This window comes from Nonomuraea sp. NPDC052634 (assembly GCF_040678535.1).
In the GTDB taxonomy this organism is placed as follows: Bacteria; Actinomycetota; Actinomycetes; order Streptosporangiales; family Streptosporangiaceae; genus Nonomuraea; species Nonomuraea fastidiosa.
Map to the genome: position 1 here is coordinate 599,769 of NZ_JBFATY010000003.1, position 21,348 is coordinate 621,116.

A 21,348-nucleotide genomic window follows, 5' to 3' on the forward strand; every position below is an offset into this window, starting at 1 on the left:
CAAGTGTCATCTGGCCAGGTCACGAGTGATCGCCCGGGCGGCGTCCCGTACGTAGGAGACGTACTCCATGTGCAGCTCGCCGCCGGGCGCGAGCCGCTCGACGGCGCCGCGGATGCCGATCGCGCCCACCACCAGGCCGCGCGGGTCCTTGATCGGCGCGGCGATGGCCACCTCGCCCTCCGTCAGCTCCTCCATCTCCGCCGCCCAGCCGCGCGATCTCACCAGATCGAGCTCCCGCTCCAGCGCGGCCGGATCGGCCAGCGTGTTCTTGGTGTACGGCTCAAGGGGGCCGGCCGGCGGCTCGTCGTAGGGGTCGTAGGCGAGCAGCACCTTGCCCAGGGCGCTCGCGTGCGTCGGCAGATACGTGCCCACCTGCAGCGTCTGCATGCTGTTGTCGGGGCGGAAGACGTGGTGGATGACCAGCACGTGGCCCTCGTGCAGGGTGCCGATCCAGGCGCTCTCCCTGCTGCGGCCGGCCAGCGCGTCGGCCCAGTTGATGGAGCGGGCGCGAAGCTCGTTGACGTCGAGGTAGCTGCTGCCGAGGTGGAGCAGGGTGGCGCCCAGGCGGTACTTGCCCGTCTCCTGGTCCTGCTCGACGAAGCCCACCCGCACGAGTGTCCGCAGGATGCCGTGTAGCGTCCCCTTCGGCAGGCCGAGCGCCCTGGCCAGCTCGGCGACCCCGAGCTGGCGCGGGCCGGAGGCGAGCAGCCGCAGGATCGCGGCGGCTCGTTCGACGGACTGAATCGTCTCTCCCACGTGAGGGACACTAGCGCACTTTCGTTCGGCAATGCCGAACGCGAGCCTAATGGAACGCCAGTTTCGATAAGCTGTCGGCAGACGGCGAGGAGACTCGATGGACCGACCTTCCCGTTCGGCGGGAACCGTGCGGCCGGGCGGCCGCACCGCGCGGGTGCGCGCCGCCGTGCTCGAGGCCACGCAGGACGCGCTGGTCGAGCATGGCTTCCACGCGCTGAGCATGGATCAGATCGCGGCCAGGGCGGGCGTCGGCAAGACGACCGTCTACCGGCGCTGGGGCACCCCCGCGGGCCTGGTGACCGATCTGATGAACGAGCTCGCGAACCAGTCCGCGCCGCACTCCGACACCGGCGGCATCGAGGGCGACCTGCGCGCGAACGCGCTGATGGTGCTGGAGGCGATCAACGACCCCCGGCTCGGCGCCACGTTCCAGGCCGTCATCGCCGCCGCCACCGGCGACGAGGAGGCGGCCCGCGCGCTGCGCACCTTCTACCGGCGCCGCATCGACGAGTGGGCGGCCGTCGTGGACCTCGCCGTCGCCAGGGGCGAGCTGCCCCCGGGCACCGATGGGAAAGAGCTGATCAAAGCCGTCTCCGCGCCGCTGTACTACCGGCTGGTCGTCACGCGCGAGCCGGTCACGCGGGAGGCCGCGCTGGCCTCCGTGGACCGCGCGCTCGCCGCCGCCAGGGCGGGCGCGTTCGTGGCGGAAACCGTGTGACAAGGCGTCCGTGACAGCGGGTTCGGCCTGGAAGGCGCGTGAACCCGTGTCACGATGAGCGTGGCCAGATCGAGCCGTACCACCAGAGGATCCCGCCCATCACGACCATGCCGCCCGCGGTGGCGAGCTTGCCCAGCAGGTCGGTGGGCGGGCCGGTGAACGGAAGCTGCCGGCGGTGGTGGCCCCACGGGCAGTCGTTCTCCACCCGGGTCGAGTCGATCAGCGTCTCCGGCGTGCTGTCGCTCACCGAGAACGCCTCGATCTCGGCGCTGCTGCCCCTGCGCACCTTCACGTGCCGGACGATCGACTTGCGGGCCGGGATCGACCCGCTGGCCACGCTCTCGCCGTCGGCCTTCAGGTCGAACCTGACCATCTGACGGGTCTGGTTGTGCAGCCGTACGGTCGCCCGGCCCGTACGGCAGGCCACGTCGTCCACCGTCATCGTGAACGGGTCACCGGTGTCCGACCCCGGCCAGGCGTGGGCGGGCGACGGCAGCAGCAGGGGAAGGAGCACGAGAGCCGCCAGCGGCAGGCAGGCCAGGACGAGACGAGTACCGATGCGCATGGCTCCCCCCGAACGTGATCTTCGCTACCTAAAGTTCCCAAGCGTGCACGAAAAGTAACATGGGGGGATCGGGGGAGCGCGCACCCCCGGTGAGCCTTCATGATGGATGTATGGCGGAAGCGATCTACGTCGGCGGGTTGTTGGTGGCGACGCCGCTTCTCGACGACCCCAACTTCCGGCGTAGTGTCGTGCTGATCCTGGAACACGACCACGACGGCGGAACGTTGGGCGTCGTGCTCAACAGGCCGAGCGACATCTCGGTGACCCAGGTGCTCCCGGTCTGGGATCCTCTCGTCACCGGGCCGCCGGTGCTGTTCGAGGGCGGGCCCGTGCAAACCGACAGCGCGCTCGCATTGGCCGCGGTCCCGAGCGGCGAGGAGCCCCTGGGCTGGCGGCGGCTGCACGCCGGCACCGACTCGGTGGCCAGGCTGGGCACGGTCGACCTCGACGCGCCCCCCGAGATCCTTCAGGGCGAGATCGCGCAGATGCGCATCTTCGCCGGGTATGCGGGGTGGTCGGCGGGCCAGCTCGAAAGCGAGATAGCCGAAGGCGCCTGGTACGTCGTCGACTCCGAGGTCGGCGACACCTTCCACGCCGACCCCGCGTCCCTGTGGCGGCAGGTGCTGCGCCGCCAGCGCGGGGAGCTGGCGTTCGTGGCGACCTGCCCCGACGACCCGACCATGAACTGACCCTTCTCCCCGCGAGTTTCCCGCAAGCGCTCGCCTGCGGCCTCCGGGGGCGCGCGCTCGCGGCGGGCCTTGTACGGCCTCCGCTCGCGGCGGGCCTTGTACGGCCTCCGCCCGCGGCGGGCCCTGTGCGGCCTCGGCTCGCGGCGGGTGCGGGCGCGCTGCCGGGAGGGCGCGCCCGGGGACGCGGTCGGCGGCTCGTGCGGCGCCGCCGCGAGTCAGGGCTGCTGGTCCCACCCGGGGCGCAGGCAGCGCTCGGTCATCTCCAGCGTCTGCGCCATGCGCTCCTTGATCTCCGCCATCGACGTGGTGTTGCGCGGGCACTCCATGCCGACGCGCATGGCGGACAGCGCGAACGCCACGATCAGGTGGGCGAACTGGTCCTCGTCCGGGTCGGTGCCGCGGCGGGCGGCGATCTCCGCGGCCAGGCGGCGCTGGGTCTCCGCGCTTCTGGCCGCCGAAAGCCCGACCAGGTGCGGGTAACGCTCGAAAAGTCTGCGGAGCTTGAGGAACCTCTCCACGTCCTCCGGCGTTGACTCCTCCAGGTCGGCGAGCACGGCGCGCAGCCCGCTCATCAGCGAGGCGAACGGCGGCTCGTCGTGCGGGCGTTCGGCCAGGGCGTCGAGCATGATCGCTTCACCGTGGTCGTGGAACCACAGCACCAGGTGGTCCTTGCTGGTGAAGTAGCGGAAGAAGGTGCGAGGGGAGATCTCGACCGCCCCCGCGATCTGCTCGACGGTGGTCGACTCGTACCCTTGTTCGAGGAAGAGGTCGAGCGCGGCGTCGAGGATGGCGGCGCGCGTCTTCTCCTTCTTGCGTTCCCGCAGACCCACTGTCGTCACTCCCTCGACATCGAACTGTCACAGTGTGCCATAAGTCATAGCCCGCCATAAAAAAGTCAGTTGTGAAGTGTCATACTGTGTCATTAGATTACCTGAGGCTTGACATACATGTGCCCTGATCTTGGGCGACACGTGGGAAATAGGGGGATTTATGGCTCACGCGAAGGCGGTCGACGCACCGTCATCGCCCGGCCCGGCCGAGACGGGGACCGGGGGCAACCCGTGGCTTGTTCTGCTGGCGGTCAGCCTGGGCGTCATCATGGTGATGCTCGACGGCACGGTCGTCGGCATCGCGAATCCGGTCATCCAGGCCGACCTGAAGGCGTCGCTGTCCGACCTGCAGTGGGTGACCAGCGGCTACCTGCTGGCGCTCGCGGTCTTCCTCATCACCGCCGGCAAGCTCGGTGACCTCTTCGGGCACAAGCGGGTCTTTCTCATCGGTGTGGCGGGCTTCGCCTTGTCGTCGGTGGGCATCGGCTTCAGCGCCGAGCTCGCCGACATCATTCCCGGTGTCACCCCCATCGGCGCGCTGATCGGCCTGCGGGTGGCCCAGGGTCTGTTCGGCGCGCTGTTGCAGCCCGCCGCGCTGGCGCTGCTGCGCGGCGCGTTCCCCGGCCCCAAGCTGAACCAGGCGATGGGCGCGTGGGGCGCCATCATCGGTCTGTCCAGCGCCGCCGGGCCGATCGTGGGCGGCCTGCTCGTCGACAGCGTCAGCTGGGAGTCGGTCTTCTTCATCAACGCCCCCGTCGGCGTCATCGCGCTGATCATGGGCATCATCCTGATCAAGGAGAACCGCGCGCAGACCCTCGCCAGGATCGACTGGCTGGGCGTGGTGCTGCTGTCGGGCGCGATGTTCTCGCTGGTCTGGATGATCATCAAGGCCCCCGACTGGGGCTGGGGCGACAGCACGACCCTGACGTTCCTCGCCGTGTTCGTGGTGCTCATCGGCCTGTTCATCTTCTGGCAGAGCCGCGCGAAGCAGCCGCTGGTGCCGCTGTCGCTGTTCGCCAACCCGTCCATCTCCATCGGCACCTTCCTGATGATGATGGTCGCCTTCGCCATGTTCGGCGCGATGTTCTTCCTGGGCTTCTTCTTCCAGGGCGTGCACGGCCTGGCGCCGCTGGAGGCGGGCCTGCGCATGCTGCCGATGAGCGCGGGCATGATCTTCGCCTCGCCGCTGGCCGGCATGATGCTGAGCAGGTTCGGCCCGAAGCTCACCATGGCCGGCGGCCTGCTGATCACCGCGTTCGCGATGTTCCTCATGTCGCGGCTCGGCATCGACGCCACGTTCATCGAGAGCGCCATCCCGTTCGTGCTGCTGGCCTTCGGCCTCTCGCCGGTCTTCGTCGGCGCCACCGAGATCATCGTGGGCAACGCGCCGGTCGAGCTGAGCGGCGTCGCGGGCGGCGTGCAGCAGTCGGCCATGCAGGTCGGCGGCGCGCTCGGCACCGCCATCCTGGGCGCGGTGATGGCGTCGGAGATCTCCAGCAAGATGCCCGGCTACCTCGGCCCGATCGCCCAGCAGATCCCGCCGGAGCAGATGGCCGCGCTGGAGAAGGCCGCCGCGTTCGGCGCGGCGCCTCCCGGGCTGCCCGAGCCGATCGTCAACGCCGTGCACAACTCCTTCATGGACGGCATGCACCTCGCCTTCGTCGTGAGCACCTGCATCGCGGTGATCACCGCCGCCCTGACGATGTTCGTCAAGGCCGGCAGGAAGACCGAGGGCGCACCGGTCCACATGGGCTGAGCCCCGGCGCGCGTACGCACGGCCTCCGTCCTTCCGGGGCGGGGGCCGTCGCGCTCTGCGGGGTCCTGGACGGGCATAAACTCGATGGGGTGAGCACGAAGATCCTCCCAGAGCAGGAGACCACTCCGCGGACGTCGCACGGCGACGGCGATCACGAGCGGTTCGCCCACTACGCGGACAAGCACAAGATCACCGAGAGCATGGTGACCGGCACGCCCATCCGCGCCCTGTGCGGCAAGGTCTGGGTGCCCAGCCGTGACCCCAAGAAGTACCCGGTCTGCCCGGAGTGCAAGGAGATCTACGAGAGCCTGCCGCCCGGCGGTGGCGAGGGCGACGACAAGCAGTGAGTGTTGCTGAGCGGTAATCCCCGTACGGAGCGTTACGGTCTGTAGCCAGATCGTCTCGCAACCGTGGGGGATTGCATGGTCCGGCGCGCGACCGCCGTCTCGTTGGCATGCCTGTTCGCGGCCGGGCTCGTCCCGCCGCTGCGGCCGGGCGCGGCGCTCCCGCACGGATCGGCGTCCAGGTCGAAGGCCGAGCCGGAGGAGCGGTGCGACGACGGGCGGCCGGAGACGGCCGCTCCTGCCCGCGCTCCCGGCCCGCGATCGCCCAAGCCCGAAGACGTCGCCAAGGTCATCGCCGAGCTCGGCCGCCGCCTGGCCGGGGTCACCCCGCCGACGCGGATCACCGTGCCCACCCGGGTCCACGTGATCGCCGGCGCCGCCGGCCGCCCGGTCTCCGACGAGGCGGTCAAAGCCCAGATCGACGTGCTCAATTCCGCGTACGCCGGCAAGTTCGGCGGCGTCGACACCGGCGTGCGCTTCCGCCTCGACGGTATCGCGGTCCGGCACAGCGAAGCCTGGTTCACCGACCCCGTCGGCAACGAGAAGGTCATGAAGAGGGCCCTGCACGAGGGCGGGCCCGGCACGCTCAACCTCTACATCGCCCAGCTCAGCGAGCTGATGCTGGGCTTCGCCAGCTACCCGTACTGGTACGAGGGCGCGCCCGCGCTCGACGGCGTCGTGATCGACTGGCGCAGCCTGCCCGGCGGCACGATGACCAACTACAACCAGGGCTTCACCGGTGTCCACGAGATCGGCCATTGGCTGGGCCTGTTCCACACGTTCGAAAACGGCTGCCGCGAGCCCGGCGACGGCATCGACGACACCCCGGCCGAGGCCCGGCCCACCGAGGCGTGCCCGCAGGACAAGGACACCTGCGCCGACCGGCCGGGCAAGGACCCTGCGCACAACTTCATGGACTACTCGCACGACCGCTGCATGTGGGAGTTCACCGCAGGTCAGGCCCGACGCATGCACGAGATGTGGGCGGCGTTCCGTGCCCCGGCGAGGGGCAGGTCGGAGGTCTGAACCGGGCGAACTACGATGTGCGGGTGACAGCACCAAAAGCACTCGACACTCCCATGAAGCCGCCAGGCATCTTCAACCCCGCATACCGGGCGGCCACCTTAGGGATCCTGCTGGTGGTCACGCTGATCGCCTTCGAGGGCATGTCGGTCGGGGTGGTCATGCCGTCCATCGCCGACGAGCTGAACGCCCTCGACCTGTACGGCATCAGCTTCTCCGCCTTCCTGATCGCCAGCCTGTTCATGAACGTCGTGGCCGGGCTCTGGTCGGACCGGCGCGGCTACCCGGCGCCGTTCCTGGCCGGCGTGGTGCTGTTCGCCGCCGGCATGGCGCTGGCCGGGGCCGCGTCCAACGCCGGGATGTTCCTTCTCGCGCGGGTCGTGCAGGGGCTCGGCGGCGGCGCCGCCATCGTCGCCCTGTACGTGATGATCGCCCGCGTCTACCCCATGGACATCCGGCCCAAGGCGTTCGCCGCGATCTCCGCCGCCTGGGTGGTGCCCGCCATGGTGGGGCCGTCCGTGGCCGGGTTCGTCGGCGACACGTGGGGATGGCGTTACGTCTTCTACGGCATCGTCCCGCTGGTCGTGCCCGCGCTGGTGATGCTCGTACCGGCGCTGCGCATGGGCTCCGAGCACGAGGCCGAGCCCGCCACGGGCCCGCGCTCCAGGCCCGTGGCGATGACGCTCGCCGCCACCGCGACCGCGGGCGGCGCAGGGCTGCTGCTGTACGGCGTGGACGGGCTGCACCGCGACGCCATGCCCGCCGCCTTGGAGAGCGCGGCCGGGCTCGCGCTGGTCGTCTTCGGCCTGTACCGGCTGCTGCCGCCGGGCGCGCTGCTGCTGCGGCGCGGGCTGCCCACGACCGTCCTCATGCGCGGCTTCTTCTCCGCCTCCTTCTTCGGCGTCAACAGCTTCATCCCGCTCGCCTTGCAGGAGGTGAAGGAGTTCGACACCACCTCGGCGGGCATCGCGCTGACCACCGGCGCGCTGGGCTGGTCGGCGGGGGCGTACCTGCAGGCCAGGCACTCCGCCGAGGCGCACAAGCGGATCAGGCTGGGCGCGGGCTGCGTCACCGCCGGCATCCTCGTCAGCCTGCTGTCGGTGCTGCCGGGCGTCACGGGGTGGGTCGCCGTGCCCGCGTGGATCATCGCCGGCCTCGGCATGGGCTACGGCATCACCACCGTCAACGTCACCGCGCTCAAGCAGTCGCCGCTGAACGAGCAGGGCGCGAACTCGGCCGCGCTGTCGGTGTCCGACCAGTTCGGCTCGGCGCTGTCGGTCGGGATCGGCGGCGCGCTGGTGAACGTGATCGGCCATGCCCCGTCCCAGATCGCCACCGGATTCCTCGTCATCTCCGGCCTCATGGCCGCCATCGCGTTCAGCGGGACCCTGCTCGCCGGGCGCACCCGCTGAAATTTCCGTCCCTCCCGTCACAGTCGTCACAGTTCGCCTGCCGGCGATCGCAAGGAGTGATAGGACAGCGGGCAGGGAGGTGACATGGAAGGTGATCACCGGGTCTGGCCCCCGCTGCCGGGGCCCAGGCACCGCCGTCCTTCGGCTCCTTCGCCGTCGCCTTCCCCCGACCGGCCCCAGCTCGATCAGCCACCGCCCGATCAGCCACCGCCCGATCGGACACAACCCGATCGGACACAACCCGACCGGCTTCCGTCCGGCCGGCCCCCGTCCGACCAGCCACTGTCCGTCCGGCGACCGTACGGCCAGCCACCGCCCCGGGCCGACCAGCCACCGCCCCGGGGCGCGCAGTCCCCGCCCGGCCTGACCGCGGTTCCGTCCGAGGACGCCGAGCCTCCGGCCGGTCGAACCCGGCCGCCGGGGGATGGTGCCGCGCCTTCCGGTCCGGCGCCGGGGGGTGGTGCCGCGCCCCCCGCCGGTCTCGCGCCGGAGGGCCGTGCTGCGACCTCCGCCGGTTCCGTGCCGGGGGGTGGTGCCGCGCCCCCCGCCGGTCTCGCGCCGGAGGGCCGTGCTGCGACCTCCGCCGGTCCCGCGTCGGCGGGCGGCGACCCGCTGACCGCCGTACCGTCCCCGCGCCCCAGGACCATCCGGCCGCCGTACCAGGACGACCGCCGCCGGGCCGAGCAGCACTGGGCGGAGAGCCGCGGGACCGCCTCGGACCCCAGCCGGCAGCCGCCGCCCGCCTGGGGACGCAGGCGGGCGCAGGACCGCGCCGCCGAGCCCGCCTGGGGCGCGGAACCCGCCGGGCCCGCAGGCCCCCTCAGCGGGGAGGGGAGCCGCCGCAGGCGGCCGCACGACGACGGACCGGACCGGCAGCGGTCCGGCGACCCCGGCTGGGGCGGCTCCGACGGCTCGGGCTGGGCGCGTACCGAGGCCCAGGGCTCCGGGAGGGACGGCGACGACGGCTGGGGACACGACCCCGCCTGGGCGCGTGACGAGGACGCGGGGCGGAGGCGGCGGCATCCGCTCGATCTGGAGCCGGACAAGGAGTTCTGGGGCGAGGACGACCTGGACGACGACGCGGACGACGACGAGCCGTCCTGGAACCCGCGCATCCGCGGCGCCGTCCGCCAGAGCGGCGCCGCCGACGACGACCTGCCTCCCTCGGCCCGGCTCTACCGCTCGCCCACGGCGCCCAAGCAGCACGCCACGCGCGCCCAGAGCGGCGCGGGGACGGCCAAGAAGGTCGCGGCCGTGCTGGCGGCGCTGGCGGCCGGTACGGCGCTCGTAGCGGCGGCCACGAGCGCCGCCCTGCGGTTCGTCGCCCCGCAGCCGGAGGCGGACCGCCTGAGCGACTCGCTGGCCGGGGTGGCGGCGCCGTTGCCCGAAGGCTGGCGTACGAGCCCGGTGCCGCCGGTGACGGGCTTCACCTCGGTCGCCCGCGACGGCGACGGCGCGGTGGTGATGGCCCGCCCGGTGCCGGGGCCGATCGAGGACGCGAAGAAGACCGCGGCGCAGGCCGCCCAGCTCTACTCCAGGCTGCTGCTCAAGGGCGACCGCGTGACGGTGGTGGACGACCGCGGCACCCGGGACGGCTACACGCGGGCGCTGCGCGCTGAGTACCGCGATGTGGTCAACCGCCCGGCGTTCCTGCGCGTGATGCTCGTCACTCGTGAAGACCAGCCGGTGCTGCTCGTCGGGCTGCTGCAACCCGAGGACCAGGTCCGCAGGCAGGCGCTTGAGGCGGTCATGACGAGCCTCCGATAAGCCGCATAGCACGTGAGGAGAACCTTGGCCAGAATCCTCGTCTCACGGCACGTCTTGTCGGTGGCCCCGATTACCCTTGGATCACTGTGAGAGAGCGAAGCACACCAACCCCAGAGGTGATGCGGTGAGCACCTTCGCCGCGTCCCACCTATCGCCTTCCTATCCAGATCGGGCCGCCTGGGGCACCGCTCCCAAGCTGCGCGCCTGGCAGCAGCAGGCGTTCGACCTCTACTTCAGCCGCGAGCCGCGTGACTTCCTCACCGTGGCGACGCCGGGCGCGGGCAAGACGACCTACGCTCTGCGCATCGCCAGCGAGCTGCTCGCGAGGGGCGTGGTCAAGGCGGTCACGATCGTGACGCCCACCGAGCACCTCAAGCGCCAGTGGGCCGACGCCGCAGGGCGGGTGGGCATCGCCGTCGATCCCGAGTTCAAAAACAGCCAGGGCACCACCTCGCGCGACTACATCGGGGTGGCGGTGACCTACGCGCAGGTCGCCATGCATCCGGCGCTCCACAGGGCTCGCACCGAGGCCCGCAAGACGCTCGTCATCTTCGACGAGATCCACCACGCGGGCGACGCCAAGTCGTGGGGCGACGGCGTCCGCGAGGCGTTCGAGCCCGCCACCAGGCGGCTGCAGCTCACCGGCACGCCGTTCAGGTCCGACGACAACCCGATCCCGTTCGTCACCTACGAGGAGGACGCCGAGGGGGTCAAGCGCAGCGTCTCCGACTACTCCTACGGCTACGGTCCCGCGCTCGCCGACGGGGTCGTCCGTCCGGTGATCTTCCTGGCGTACTCCGGCGAGATGAAGTGGCGCACCCGTGCGGGCGACGAGATCGCCGCCTCGCTCGGCACCCCGCTCACCAAGGATCAGCTCTCCCAGGCGTGGCGGGCCGCGCTCGACCCCAAGGGCGACTGGATCCGCCAGGTCATGCACGCGGCCGACCGCCGGCTCACGGAGGTGCGCAGGGGCGTGCCCGACGCGGGAGGCCTGGTCATCGCCACCGACCACGAGACCGCCCGCGCGTACGCCCGCCACCTGCGCAACATCACCGGCGAGACCGCCACGGTGGTGCTCTCCGACGACCCCGGCGCGTCGAAGAAGATCAAGCAGTTCTCGGCCTCGCAGGACCGCTGGCTGGTGGCCGTGCGCATGGTGTCGGAGGGCGTCGACATCCCCCGCCTGTGCGTGGGCGTCTACGCCACCTCCACCTCCACGCCGCTCTTCTTCGCCCAGGCCGTGGGCCGCTTCGTGCGCGCACGCAAGCGCGGCGAGACCGCGTCCGTCTTCCTCCCCTCGGTGCCGACCCTCCTGGGCCTGGCCAACGAGATGGAGGCCGAGCGCGACCACGTGCTCAACAAGCGGCCGCCCGAGGACGGCCTCGACGACACGCTGCTCGAACAGGCCAACCGCCAGAAGGACAACCCCGACGTCCTGGGCGACGAGCTGCCGTTCGAGACGATGGAGGCGACCGCGACGTTCGACCGCGTGCTGTTCGACGGCGGCGAGTTCGGCACCGGCGGCGCTGTGGGCTCCGCCGAAGAGGAGGACTTCCTCGGCCTGCCCGGCCTGCTCGAGCCCGACCAGGTGGCCACGCTGCTGCGCAAGCGGCAGTCCGAGCAGCAGGCGGCGCGGCGCAGGCAGCAGGCGGCCCAGCCCAAGCAGGAGCTGGCTCCGCACGAGCAGATCGCCGAGCTGCGCCGCGAGCTCAACGGCCTCGTCGGCGCGTGGAACCACCGCACGGGCCAGCCCCACGGCGTGATCCACAACGAGCTGCGGCGGGCCTGCGGCGGGCCGCCGATCGCGCAGGCGACGCTGGAGCAGATCCAGGAGCGCATCGCCATGATCCGCCGCTGGGCCACCCAGCGCCGCTGACCGTCCCGGCCGGCGGCGCTTGGCTCCCCGCCCGGGACGGGCTCTGCGCCCGGGATGGGCTCTGCATCCGGGATGGGCTCTGCGCCCGGGGGTTCTGCATCTGGGACGGGCTCTGTACCCGGGACAAGCCCTGCGCCCGGGTCGGGCTCTTCGCCCGGGACGGGCGGGAGGTCCGTGGTTATCCCAGGTCAAGGGATATGAGGCTGGCCGTCACGTTACGTGACTATGCGCATTTGGTCACAGAGCGCTGGCCATCTGTTAGAAGCTCGACGGAACCGGCAACAACACTCTTGGCTGTCTTGGGATACGCAGAAGGACTTTGCCCATGTCGTCTGAGGCCACCGGAAAGCCGACGCTCACCGTCACCTCTGGCCTCTCTCGAAACGCGATCATCATCAAGCTCGAAGGCGAACTCGACGTCAACGCGTTGCCGATCTTTCAGGAGCACATCCAGCGCATCTGGGAGCTGCCTCCCAAGCCCTTTCTCATCCTCGACCTCGGCGAGGTCTCGTTCTGCGACTCCATGGGCATGAACGAGCTCGTCCACCTCATGCAGCGCTGCGAGGCACAGGGCACCCGGCTGCTGCTCGGCGGGGTGCAGGGGGTCATGGCGCGGGTGTTGTCGATCACCGGGCTGCGGCACGCGTTCGAGGTGTTCGCCCGGTTCGACGACGCGATGCGGCTGGCCGTCACCCACGCCTGACCGGCGGGCGCCGGCTTGCTCGGCCCTGGCCACGCGTGAGCGGCAGGGCGCCGGCTCACTCGGCCCCGGCCGCGTGCCGCCGGCCCGTGACGCCCCCGGCTCATGTGGCGGGGATCGGGCGGCCGCTGTGGCCGTCGACCGGGGTCACGCCGGGCTTGAAGTGCAGCGGCACCGCCAGCGACGCCGTGCCGCCGCGCACGTGCACCGGCCGCGTGTAGGCGTGGCGCGACGGGTGGCGGCCGGCGCGCGGGGGCGCGTACACCCAGATCATGAGCTGCTTGCCGCGGGGGAGCAGGACCACCTCGGCACTGCCGCACTCGCCGGAGACCGCCGGCCAGGTCAGCACCAGATGCCGGCCCACCTCGGCGGAGGCGGGAACGGGCTCGTGCGCCCGGCAGGGCGGAGTGGCGGGCGGCCGGGCGGCGACGGCGCCGGTCGCGGGCGCCGTGCCCGCGTGCGCCGGGGCGGGCGGCGGGCGCAGCGCGCTCATCGCGATGGTGCCGGCCTCAAGCAGAGCCAGCGTCACGACGGCCGCCGTGCGGTCGGCCCAGGTGCCCCTGAGCAGTAACCACAGGGCGAGCGGCCCGAGAACGAGCCAGGCCACGCCGAGTGACACAGGCAGCATGGAGAACCTCCCACCGCTAGGAAGAGTGATCACTCTCCGTGGTACTCCTGCTTCGGAGCGTGGTCCGTTCTCCTCGATATCACATGACCGCAGCGTTGCAAACCGTATACGTTGGGTGAACGTGTACGGCCGCGCGCCTGAGCGGCCCGGTGCCGGTGCCGGGGCCGGGGCTCAGCGCACGACGGGGGTGCCCTCGAGGGTGACGCCGGCCTGCTTCATCTCCGCCAGCGCCGCCTCGGTCGTCTCGGGCGCCACGCCGGCCGTCAGGTCCAGCAGCACCCGCACGGTAAGGCCGTGCTCGGCCGCGTCGAGCGCGGTGGCGCGGACGCAGTGGTCGGTGGCGATGCCCACCACGTCCACCTCCGTCACGCCGCGGTCGGTCAGCCACCGCACCAGCGGCACGCCGTCCTCGGAGAGACCCTCGAAGCCGCTGTAGGCGGCCTCATAGGCCCCCTTGCTGAAGACCTCCTCCACCCGGGAGGCGTCGAACGCGGGATGGAACTCGGCGCCCGGCGTGCCGGCCACGCAGTGGGCGGGCCAGCTCGCGGCGTAGTCGGGGGTCTCGGCGAAGTGGTCGCCGGGGTCGATGTGGTGGTCGCGGGTGGCCACAACGTGGTCGTAGGGGTTCTCGGCCACGTGGCGGGAGATCGCCGCGGCCACCTCCGACCCGCCGGCCACGGCCAGGCTGCCGCCTTCGCAGAAGTCGTTCTGCACATCGACGACGATCAACGCGGTGCCCATAGATAGCACGATACGTCAGGCGAATTCGGTGGGAATCGCCGCATACCCCCGGCCGAGCTGGAGCGCCTCCTGGGGGAGCGTGGCGACGGCCGCGGCGTGGCGCTCGCGGGCGGCCGACAGGGGTTCGCGCCCGACGATCTCGCCGTCGCGCACCAGCTCGTGCAGCAGCGGCACGCCGCCCTCGGGGACGAGCCCGCCGGTGGTGATCAGCTCGGTCTCGGCGTGGCCGGACTCGTTGAGCAGCCGGTACGCGTTCTTGCGCCCGCCGCGCGACGGCTTGCCCACCGACCGCTTGGCCACGGCCTCCAGCTTGCCCGTCGCCGTCTCCCTGGCCACCAGCTTGTAGACCAGGGCCGCCGTGGGCACGCCTGAGCCGGTCACCAGCGAGGTGCCGACGCCGTAGCCGTCCACGGGGGCGGCGGCGAGCGCGGCGATGGCGTACTCGTCGAGGTCGGAGGTGACGATGATGCGGGTGTCGAACGCGCCCAGCGAGTCGAGCAGCTCGCGCACCTCCTGGGCGGCCGCGGCCAGGTCGCCCGAGTCGATGCGGACCGCGCCCAGCTTGTTTCCGGCGACCTCGACGGCCGTGCGCACGGCCTCGGCCACGTCATAGGTGTCCACCAGCAGCGTCGTCTCGGGCCCGAGCGAGGCGATCTGGGCCTCGAACGCCGCCTGCTCCGAGTCGTGCAGCAGCGTGAACGCGTGGGCCGCCGTGCCCGCCGTGGGCACGCCGTACATCTTCCCCGCCATCAGGTTGGAGGTGGAGGCGAACCCGGCGATGTAGGCGGCCCGCGCGGCGGCCACCGCGGAGTGCTCGTGCGTACGCCGCGAGCCCATCTCGATGATCGGCCGCTTGCCCGCCGCGTTGGTCATGCGCGAGGCGGCGGAGGCGATGGCGCAGTCGTGGTTGAGTATCGACAGCGTGAGCGTCTCCAGCAGCACGGCCTCGGCGAACGTGCCCTCCACGACCATGATCGGGGAGGCGGGGAAGTAGAGATCGCCCTCCCGATAGCCGTAGATGTTGCCGGAAAACCGGTAATCGGCGAGAAACGCCAGGGTCTCCTCGTTGACGATGTTGTGCTCACGCAGAAAGGTGAGTTCATTGTCACCGAAACGGAAGTTCTCCAGCTCGTCGAGGACGCGCCCCGTTCCGGCGACGACCCCGTATCGCCGCCCACCGGGGAGATGGCGGGCGAACACCTCGAAAACCGCCCGCCGGTGCGCGGCACCGCTGCGCAGGGCGGCCTGCAACATTGTCAGCTCATAGTGATCTGTGAGCAACGCAGTGCTCATGGTCATTCTCACGACTCGAAGACTACGGCCCAGATAGGGCAGACTCATGGATGTGGGTAGCACCGCTCCAATCGCCGTTGAGCGTCCGTCATCGGACGTCCGGCCCGATCTGCCTTGGGTGACCATCGTCTGGAACGACCCCGTCAACCTCATGTCCTACGTGACCTATGTCTTCCAAACGGTCTTCGGCTACACCCGCGAAAAGGCCGAGAAGCTGATGCTCGACGTGCACCACAAGGGCAAGGCCGTCGTGTCCAGCGGCACGCGCGAGGAGATGGAAAGAGATGTGCAGATTCTCCACTCCTACGGCCTGTGGGCGACGCTCCAGCCGGACTCGGCCAAGTGAGACGCGGCCAAGTGAGACGCGGCCAAGTGAGACGCGGCCAAGTGAGACCCGGCCAAGTCAGACCCGGTCGAGTGGGACGCGCGGGTCGCGGCACTACCAGGAAGAGGCACAGGTGAGTTCGGGGTTCTCGCGGGGGAAGGACGGCGGGGTCGTCGCCGAGTTCGAGGCGGCGGAGGTCTCGCTGCTGCGCTCGCTGGTCTCCATGATGCTCGGCATCGTCTCGCCGGGGCAGACCAGCGACGACCCGCTGGAGCGCGCGCTCGGCATCGGCGACAGCACGGCGCCGTCCGACCCCGTGCTCGCCCGGCTGTTCCCGTCGGCGTACGAGGACGAGAAGGACGCCGCCGAGTTCCGCCGCTACACCGAGGCGACGCTGCGCGACGGCAAGCGGGCCGACGCCCAGACCGTGCACGACACCGCGCGGCCGGGCCGCGCCGAGCTGTCGGCCGAGGAGGCGCAGGCGTGGCTGCGCTCGCTCAACGACCTGCGCCTGACGCTCGGCACCAAGCTCGACGTGACCGAGGAGGTCCACGACGAGATCGCCGTGATGTCGGAGGACGACCCCCGCTACCCGGCGTACGTCACCTACGACTGGCTGACCTACCTCCAGGACAGCCTGGTCCGGGCGCTCTGGTAACTTCCGGGCATGCTGTCGATCTCGCAGGAACTGGCTGACAAGATCGTCGCGCATGCCCGCGCCGATCACCCGGACGAGGCGTGCGGCGTCATCGCGGGCCGTCACGGCGTGCCCGAGCGCTTCATCCCGATGCAGAACGCCGAACGCTCGCCCACCTTCTACCGCTTCGACTCGATGGAGCAGTTCCGGGTGTGGAAGGAGATGGACGAGCGCGACGAGGAGCCGGTCGTCATCTACCACTCCCACACGGCCACCGAGGCGTACCCGTCGCGCACCGACGTCTCCTACGCCTCCGAGCCGAACGCCCACTACGTCCTGGTCTCCACGCGGGACGAGAACGAGGTGGAGTTCCGCTCCTTCCGGATCCTCGATGGGGAGATCACCGAGGAAGAGGTAAGGTTTCTCCCATGATGGTCAGGCCGGTGCAGAGCTTCCTGTTCGCACACACTCCTGCCGTCGTCGTCTACGACTGTCCGGCCGGAGACCCGCTGGTCTCGCGCCCGTAGGACGTCTCTGTCCGGCGAGCGGCGCAGCCGGCGTACGAGCCCATGGAATCCGCACCACTCCATCGGCGTTGCTGCCGATGGGACGACGACTGACCTGAGGAGACTGACCGCGATGGCCATCGAGGTTCGCATCCCGACCATCCTGCGTAACTACACCGACGGCGCGAAGGCCGTGAGCGCCGAGGGCGCCACGCTCGAAGAGCTGATCAGTGATCTCGAGTCCCGCCACCCCGGCATCAAGGAGCGGCTGGTCGACGACGGCAGCCTGCGCCGCTTCGTCAACGTCTACCTGAACGACGAGGACGTCCGCTTCCTCGGCGGCCTCGGCACCCCGCTGTCCGACGGCGACACGGTGACCGTCCTGCCTGCCGTGGCCGGCGGGTGACATGCGTTTCGACTCGCTGATCGACTCGGTCGGCCGCACCCCGCTGGTCGGCCTGCCCAGGCTGTCGCCCTCGGGTGAGGTGCGCATCTGGGCCAAGCTGGAGGATCGCAACCCGACCGGGTCGATCAAGGACAGACCGGCCCTGTGGATGATCCAGCAGGCCGAGAAGGACGGGCTGCTCACGCCGGGCTGCACCATCCTTGAGCCGACCAGCGGCAACACCGGCATCTCGCTGGCCATGTCGGCCAAGCTCAAGGGCTACAGGCTGATCTGCGTGATGCCGGAGAACACCTCCGAGGAGCGCCGCCAGCTCCTGCGCATGTGGGGCGCGGAGATCATCTCCTCGCCCGCCGCCGGCGGCTCCAACGAGGCCGTGCGGGTGGCCAAGGAGCTGGCCGCGAAGAACCCGTCGTGGGTGATGCTCTACCAGTACGGCAACCCGGCCAACTGGCGCTCACACTACGAGACCACCGGCCCGGAGATCCTTGCGGACCTGCCGACGGTCACCCACTTCGTGGCGGGTCTCGGCACCACCGGCACCCTCATGGGCGTCGGGCGCTACCTGCGCGAACACGTGCCCGGCGTGCAGATCGTGGCCGCCGAGCCGCGCTACGGCGAGCTGGTCTACGGCCTGCGCAACGTCGACGAGGGTTTCATCCCTGAGCTCTACGACGAGTCCGTGCTGACCACCCGCTTCTCGGTCGGCTCGGCCGACGCGCTGCGGCGCACGCGCGAGCTGCTGGCCTCCGAGGGCATCTTCGCCGGCGTCTCCACCGGGGCCGCGCTGCACGCGGCGCTGGGGGTGGCCAAGAAGGCGGTCAAGGCGGGGGAGCGGGCCGACATCGTGTTCGTGGTGGCCGACGGCGGGTGGAAGTACCTGTCGACGGGCGCGTACGAGGGGACGCTCGAAGAGGCCGAAGAACGCCTCGAAGGCCAGCTCTGGGCCTGACCCGCGGGCTCCGGGTCCCAGGCGGGCTCCGGTTCCAGCAGGCTCGGGGGCCGGCCGGCGGGCTCCTGGGCGTGGTGTGACCGGCGGGCCTCGCGCGGCCCTCGCTCACCGGTGGGTCATGAGAACGGCAGGCGGCCGGCCCCTGTGCAAGGGGCCGGCCGCCTTTTCGCGTGTTCGGAAAGCCGTCAGTTGAACAGCAGCCGCATCGAGAAGTTCGCCTCGGTGTCGGTCTGGCTGCCGCTCACGCCGACGGCCCGCAGCACCTCGGCGTTGGCCTTGTCGTCACCCTGCATCGACTGGAGGTAGAGGTTCTCGATCTTGTCGAGGTCGACGAAGATGGCGAAGTTGGCGTCGTCGGCGTTCGGGATGGCCGTCTGGAACGTCTCCGACTCGCCCAGCGTGCCCTCGGTGGCCAGCTTCTTGGCGTAGTCGTCGGTGGTCGCGACGGTGAAGACGCCGTCCCCGGCGACCTTGGCGATCTGCGGGGCGGGCTGGCCGTTCTGCGCGAACGCGTTCAGCACCTTGTCCACGATCGCCTGCGCCTTGGCCGCGTCGGTGGTGACGCGCACGCCGCCCTTGATCTGGTCGGTGTTCAGGCCCTCGCTGTCGACGGCGACGGTGAAGTTCTGGCCGAGCACGGTGGCGAGGTCGGCGGGCAGGTTCAGGCCGAACCGGGTCTTGAACTGCTGCAGCATCTGCGAGACCTGGGCGTTGCCCGCGGCCGTGGCCTGCTTTTCGATCTCGGCCCACTGCTTGGTGACCATCTGGTCGAGGCCGGAGATCGAGATGGCGCCCGCCGTGGTGTCGGGGAGCGTGCCGATGTTCGCCTTGGGCAGGTCGCCGTCCGGGGCCATGCCCTTGGCGCCGCGTACGACGCCGGCGAGCTCGACGTAGGCGCTGTCGAAGCGCAGGGCGCCGGCGAACCTGGCGTTCTTGATCGCTTCGATCGACGCGACCTGATCGGCGGGGATCTCCTTCTTGGCGAGGTCGATGATGCCGCTCATGGAGGCCCAGAACGACAGCACGCCCTGCTCGCCGACCGCGCCCATGTCCTCGCTGAACTCGGCGTTGTCCGTCAGGCTGCCCTCGGCCTCGGCGTACTTGGTGGCGAGGTCCTGGGACTCGGTGATCAGCGCGTAGTCGTCACGGAAGGCGATGCCGTACTTGTCGTCCTCCATGAGCTTGGCGATGCCGGCCTTGGCGGCCTCCTGGTCCGTGACCTGGACGGCCACCGCGATGTCGGGCTCGTCCTTGCCGGACGGGACGGCGGCGACGCCGATGCGGCTGCCCAGCCAGGGGTCCACGTCCTTGGCGAAGTCGGCCTTGGCGCTGCCGTCCTCGTTGAGGAGGTCGAACAGGGCCTTGCGCGGGTCTTCGCCGGAGAAGGCGTCCTTGGTCGCGGAGAACTTCCTGGCGATCTGGAAGAGCGCCACCTTCTGGTTCGCGGCCGGGTCGAGGTCGAAGCGGGCGTAGGCGATGGAGTTCGCGGGCAGGACGTCGCTCGGCTGGGCGCCACCGCCGCCGAGCGCGCCGACGGCCCACACCGCGCCGCCGCCGAGGAGGACGACGGCCACCGCCGCCGCCACCGCGATGATCCAGCTCTTGCGGCCCTTCTTCGCGGGCTCGGCCGGGCCGAAGCCCTCAGGGCCCTGCTGTTGCCAGCCGCCTTGCTGCCAGCCCTGCTGCTCCTGCTGCCAGCCGCCCTGCTGGTACTGCTGCTGGGGTTGCTGCTGCCAGCCCTGCTGCGCGGGCTGCTGCTGCCAACCTTGCTGCTGCTGCCAGCCGCCCTGCGCCTGCTGGCCGCCGTACGGCTGCTGCGGGCCCTGCGGGGGCTGCGGCTGGCCGTACTGGGGGTTGTAGGGGGGCTGCTGCTGGCCGTAGGCCCCCTGATGCCCGTAAGCACCCTGCCCCTGTGCGGACTGCTGGCCGTAAGGCTGCTGGGGAGGGTAGGGCTGCCCCGGATACTGCGCCGTCGGCTGGTTCTCCGGCTGCTGCCCCTGGTTCCAGTTGTACGCCGTGGTCCGGTCAGGATCCTGGCCATAGGGGGGATTGTTAGCAGACATCACTCAACTCACAATGTGGACTTTTGACCACAGAGAAGGTAGCTGATGTTGCTAGACGTGCGCTTGCAATGTACTGAAGTCGGATTAGACCCGATTCAGCTCATTTCGCAGGACGCCGATGTGCACCTCCCCGCCTCCGTAGTCGACGACGTTCTCCCACGGCACGAAGGTGCAGCCGGCGTAGACGATGCGGGCCAGCAGGCGGGACAGCCAGGACGACCTGCCCTGGCGTTCGCGGGTGAGGCCGAGCAGGAACGGCGCGCGCACGCTGGAGACCACCAGACCGTAGACGGTGTGGCTCTTCTGGAGCTCGCCCTTGTGCTTGACCACGCGGATGTCCACCACGAAACCGACCCACACCCCGTTGGAGTCCCAAACGGACTGTCCGATGAGTTCGGTGACACTAGCCATGATCAAACGGTGTCAGCCGAATCACATTTTCGCAGGTAGGCGCGCTGATGGGCGAATGCTCTAGCATGTCTAGAACATAGTTCGGACGTGAGGCGGGAGCGGATGACGAAGTTCGACGAGGCCACGCAGGCGATCAAGGTCGATGATCACACCTATGACGTCTGTCTCGATCCCGGATATGCGATCGGCGGGCCGCTCAACGGCGGCTACCTGATGGCGACGATCCTGCGGGCGGCGGTGGACGCCTCGCCGTTCGAGCATCCGGTGAGCACGACGGCGCAGTTCCACAGGGCGCCCGTGGCGGGTCCCGCCCAGGTGATCGTGGAGCCGCTGAAGGCGGGCAAGACGGTCGCGTTCGCCCGCGCGAGCCTGGTGCAGGACGGCGTGACGCAGATCGAGGGCCTGATCACCACGGCCACACTGCACGACGTCGAGCCGATTTATGCCGATAAACCGGCTTACGAGATGCCGCCGATCGAGGAGTGCGTCAAGCTCCCCGACCCCAAGCCCGAGTCGAACATGACCTTCAACGCCCAGATCGAGCTGGTCTTCGACCCGCCCACGATCGGCTGGCTGCACGGCAGGCCCACCGGCCGCCCCGAGTCCCGCGCGTACTTCAGGATGGCCGAGCCGCAGGACCCCGACCCGTACGTGCTGGCGCTGGCCGTGGACGCGCTGCCGCCCGTCGTCTTCTCCTCCGGAGCCCGCGGCTGGGCCCCCACCGTGGACCTCACCTGGCACCTGCGCGCCCTGCCCGCCCCCGGCTGGCTCACGCTGCTCGGCAGCGGCCGGCTGGTCGCCGACGGCTGGTTCGACGAGGAGGTCGAGGTGCGCGACTCCACCGGCCGCCTGGTCGCCCAGTCACGCCAGCTCGCCCGCGTCGGCCGGGGCTGACGGACGCGGCTCAAGGCGGAGCCGATCGCATGTTCACACGACCGATGGTCGCACTGTGA

23 protein-coding genes are annotated in these 21,348 nt (G+C 70.5%); 15 read left to right on the top strand and 8 right to left on the bottom strand.

Annotated elements, in window-relative coordinates:
- Window positions 1-6 precede the first annotated feature (6 nt).
- Window positions 7-756 (bottom strand): IclR family transcriptional regulator, encoded by a 750-nt coding sequence (locus tag AB0K67_RS18650; RefSeq protein ID WP_364061080.1) that lies wholly within the window; start codon window positions 754-756, stop codon window positions 7-9.
- 97 nt (window positions 757-853) lie between these two features.
- Between AB0K67_RS18650 and AB0K67_RS18655 the strand changes: the two genes are divergently transcribed.
- Window positions 854-1,474 carry a TetR/AcrR family transcriptional regulator gene (locus AB0K67_RS18655; protein WP_364061083.1) on the top strand — a complete coding sequence of 207 codons (621 nt, stop codon included), beginning with the start codon at window positions 854-856 and terminating at the stop codon, window positions 1,472-1,474.
- A gap of 49 nt (window positions 1,475-1,523) precedes the next feature.
- Here AB0K67_RS18655 and AB0K67_RS18660 read toward each other — a convergent pair whose 3' ends face one another.
- Entirely contained in the window at window positions 1,524-2,039 is a 516-nt protein-coding gene (locus AB0K67_RS18660) for a hypothetical protein (RefSeq protein WP_364061086.1), read from the bottom strand.
- A gap of 110 nt (window positions 2,040-2,149) precedes the next feature.
- On the opposite strand from AB0K67_RS18660, the gene AB0K67_RS18665 reads away from it, so the two are divergent.
- Window positions 2,150-2,728 carry a YqgE/AlgH family protein gene (locus AB0K67_RS18665; protein WP_364061089.1) on the top strand — a complete coding sequence of 193 codons (579 nt, stop codon included), beginning with the start codon at window positions 2,150-2,152 and terminating at the stop codon, window positions 2,726-2,728.
- A gap of 215 nt (window positions 2,729-2,943) precedes the next feature.
- On the opposite strand, the gene AB0K67_RS18670 is transcribed toward AB0K67_RS18665, so the two are convergent.
- Window positions 2,944-3,558: a TetR family transcriptional regulator gene (locus AB0K67_RS18670; RefSeq protein WP_364061092.1), complete on the bottom strand. Its 615-nt coding sequence runs from the start codon at window positions 3,556-3,558 to the stop codon at window positions 2,944-2,946.
- Between the two features lie 160 nt (window positions 3,559-3,718).
- Between AB0K67_RS18670 and AB0K67_RS18675 the strand changes: the two genes are divergently transcribed.
- The 7 genes from AB0K67_RS18675 to AB0K67_RS18705 all read left to right on the top strand — a co-directional run bounded on the left by AB0K67_RS18675 (window position 3,719) and on the right by AB0K67_RS18705 (window position 12,439).
- Window positions 3,719-5,314, top strand: a complete 1,596-nt coding sequence (locus AB0K67_RS18675; protein WP_364061095.1) for an MFS transporter — start codon at window positions 3,719-3,721, stop codon at window positions 5,312-5,314.
- 89 nt (window positions 5,315-5,403) lie between these two features.
- Window positions 5,404-5,661, top strand: a complete 258-nt coding sequence (locus AB0K67_RS18680; protein WP_364061098.1) for a DUF3039 domain-containing protein — start codon at window positions 5,404-5,406, stop codon at window positions 5,659-5,661.
- A 75-nt stretch (window positions 5,662-5,736) separates the two neighbouring features.
- Entirely contained in the window at window positions 5,737-6,684 is a 948-nt protein-coding gene (locus tag AB0K67_RS18685) for a zinc metalloprotease (protein WP_364061101.1), read from the top strand.
- 23 nt (window positions 6,685-6,707) lie between these two features.
- The gene (locus AB0K67_RS18690) at window positions 6,708-8,093 is read left to right on the top strand and encodes an MFS transporter (RefSeq protein ID WP_364061104.1); all 1,386 of its coding nucleotides are present in this window, start codon (window positions 6,708-6,710) and stop codon (window positions 8,091-8,093) included.
- A gap of 519 nt (window positions 8,094-8,612) precedes the next feature.
- On the top strand, window positions 8,613-9,860 hold the full coding sequence (locus AB0K67_RS18695; protein WP_364061107.1) for a hypothetical protein: 1,248 nt from the start codon (window positions 8,613-8,615) through the stop codon (window positions 9,858-9,860).
- 124 nt (window positions 9,861-9,984) lie between these two features.
- A complete protein-coding gene (locus tag AB0K67_RS18700) occupies window positions 9,985-11,736 on the top strand; it encodes a DEAD/DEAH box helicase (protein ID WP_364061110.1) in 1,752 nt (583 codons plus the stop codon).
- Window positions 11,737-12,061: 325 nt separating this feature from the next.
- A complete protein-coding gene (locus AB0K67_RS18705) occupies window positions 12,062-12,439 on the top strand; it encodes an STAS domain-containing protein (RefSeq protein WP_364061113.1) in 378 nt (125 codons plus the stop codon).
- A 100-nt stretch (window positions 12,440-12,539) separates the two neighbouring features.
- Here AB0K67_RS18705 and AB0K67_RS18710 read toward each other — a convergent pair whose 3' ends face one another.
- The 3 genes from AB0K67_RS18710 to AB0K67_RS18720 all read right to left on the bottom strand — a co-directional run bounded on the left by AB0K67_RS18710 (window position 12,540) and on the right by AB0K67_RS18720 (window position 15,104).
- Entirely contained in the window at window positions 12,540-13,064 is a 525-nt protein-coding gene (locus AB0K67_RS18710; protein ID WP_364061116.1) for a hypothetical protein, read from the bottom strand.
- Window positions 13,065-13,235: 171 nt separating this feature from the next.
- Window positions 13,236-13,805 carry a nicotinamidase gene (locus AB0K67_RS18715; protein WP_364061119.1) on the bottom strand — a complete coding sequence of 190 codons (570 nt, stop codon included), beginning with the start codon at window positions 13,803-13,805 and terminating at the stop codon, window positions 13,236-13,238.
- A gap of 15 nt (window positions 13,806-13,820) precedes the next feature.
- Window positions 13,821-15,104: a nicotinate phosphoribosyltransferase gene (locus tag AB0K67_RS18720; RefSeq protein WP_364061122.1), complete on the bottom strand. Its 1,284-nt coding sequence runs from the start codon at window positions 15,102-15,104 to the stop codon at window positions 13,821-13,823.
- A 46-nt stretch (window positions 15,105-15,150) separates the two neighbouring features.
- Between AB0K67_RS18720 and clpS the strand changes: the two genes are divergently transcribed.
- From clpS to AB0K67_RS18745, 5 genes are all read left to right on the top strand, one after another.
- On the top strand, window positions 15,151-15,444 hold the full coding sequence (gene clpS / locus AB0K67_RS18725) for an ATP-dependent Clp protease adapter ClpS (RefSeq protein WP_364061125.1): 294 nt from the start codon (window positions 15,151-15,153) through the stop codon (window positions 15,442-15,444).
- Window positions 15,445-15,556: 112 nt separating this feature from the next.
- Window positions 15,557-16,081 (top strand): DUF2017 domain-containing protein, encoded by a 525-nt coding sequence (locus AB0K67_RS18730; RefSeq protein WP_364061128.1) that lies wholly within the window; start codon window positions 15,557-15,559, stop codon window positions 16,079-16,081.
- A 9-nt stretch (window positions 16,082-16,090) separates the two neighbouring features.
- On the top strand, window positions 16,091-16,492 hold the full coding sequence (locus AB0K67_RS18735) for a M67 family metallopeptidase (RefSeq protein ID WP_364061131.1): 402 nt from the start codon (window positions 16,091-16,093) through the stop codon (window positions 16,490-16,492).
- Window positions 16,493-16,699: 207 nt separating this feature from the next.
- Window positions 16,700-16,972, top strand: a complete 273-nt coding sequence (locus AB0K67_RS18740) for a MoaD/ThiS family protein (protein WP_364061134.1) — start codon at window positions 16,700-16,702, stop codon at window positions 16,970-16,972.
- A gap of 1 nt (window position 16,973) precedes the next feature.
- The gene (locus AB0K67_RS18745) at window positions 16,974-17,921 is read left to right on the top strand and encodes a cysteine synthase (protein WP_364061137.1); all 948 of its coding nucleotides are present in this window, start codon (window positions 16,974-16,976) and stop codon (window positions 17,919-17,921) included.
- Window positions 17,922-18,106: 185 nt separating this feature from the next.
- Here the strand turns inward: AB0K67_RS18745 and AB0K67_RS18750 are convergent, their stop codons facing one another.
- Together AB0K67_RS18750 and AB0K67_RS18755 are read right to left on the bottom strand one after the other, a co-directional pair.
- On the bottom strand, window positions 18,107-19,984 hold the full coding sequence (locus AB0K67_RS18750) for a DUF3352 domain-containing protein (RefSeq protein ID WP_364061140.1): 1,878 nt from the start codon (window positions 19,982-19,984) through the stop codon (window positions 18,107-18,109).
- An 84-nt stretch (window positions 19,985-20,068) separates the two neighbouring features.
- The gene (locus AB0K67_RS18755) at window positions 20,069-20,395 is read right to left on the bottom strand and encodes a hypothetical protein (protein ID WP_364061143.1); all 327 of its coding nucleotides are present in this window, start codon (window positions 20,393-20,395) and stop codon (window positions 20,069-20,071) included.
- Between the two features lie 102 nt (window positions 20,396-20,497).
- Between AB0K67_RS18755 and AB0K67_RS18760 the strand changes: the two genes are divergently transcribed.
- Complete coding sequence (locus tag AB0K67_RS18760) at window positions 20,498-21,289, top strand: thioesterase family protein (protein ID WP_364061146.1); 792 nt, start codon at window positions 20,498-20,500, stop codon at window positions 21,287-21,289.
- Window positions 21,290-21,348 lie beyond the last annotated feature (59 nt).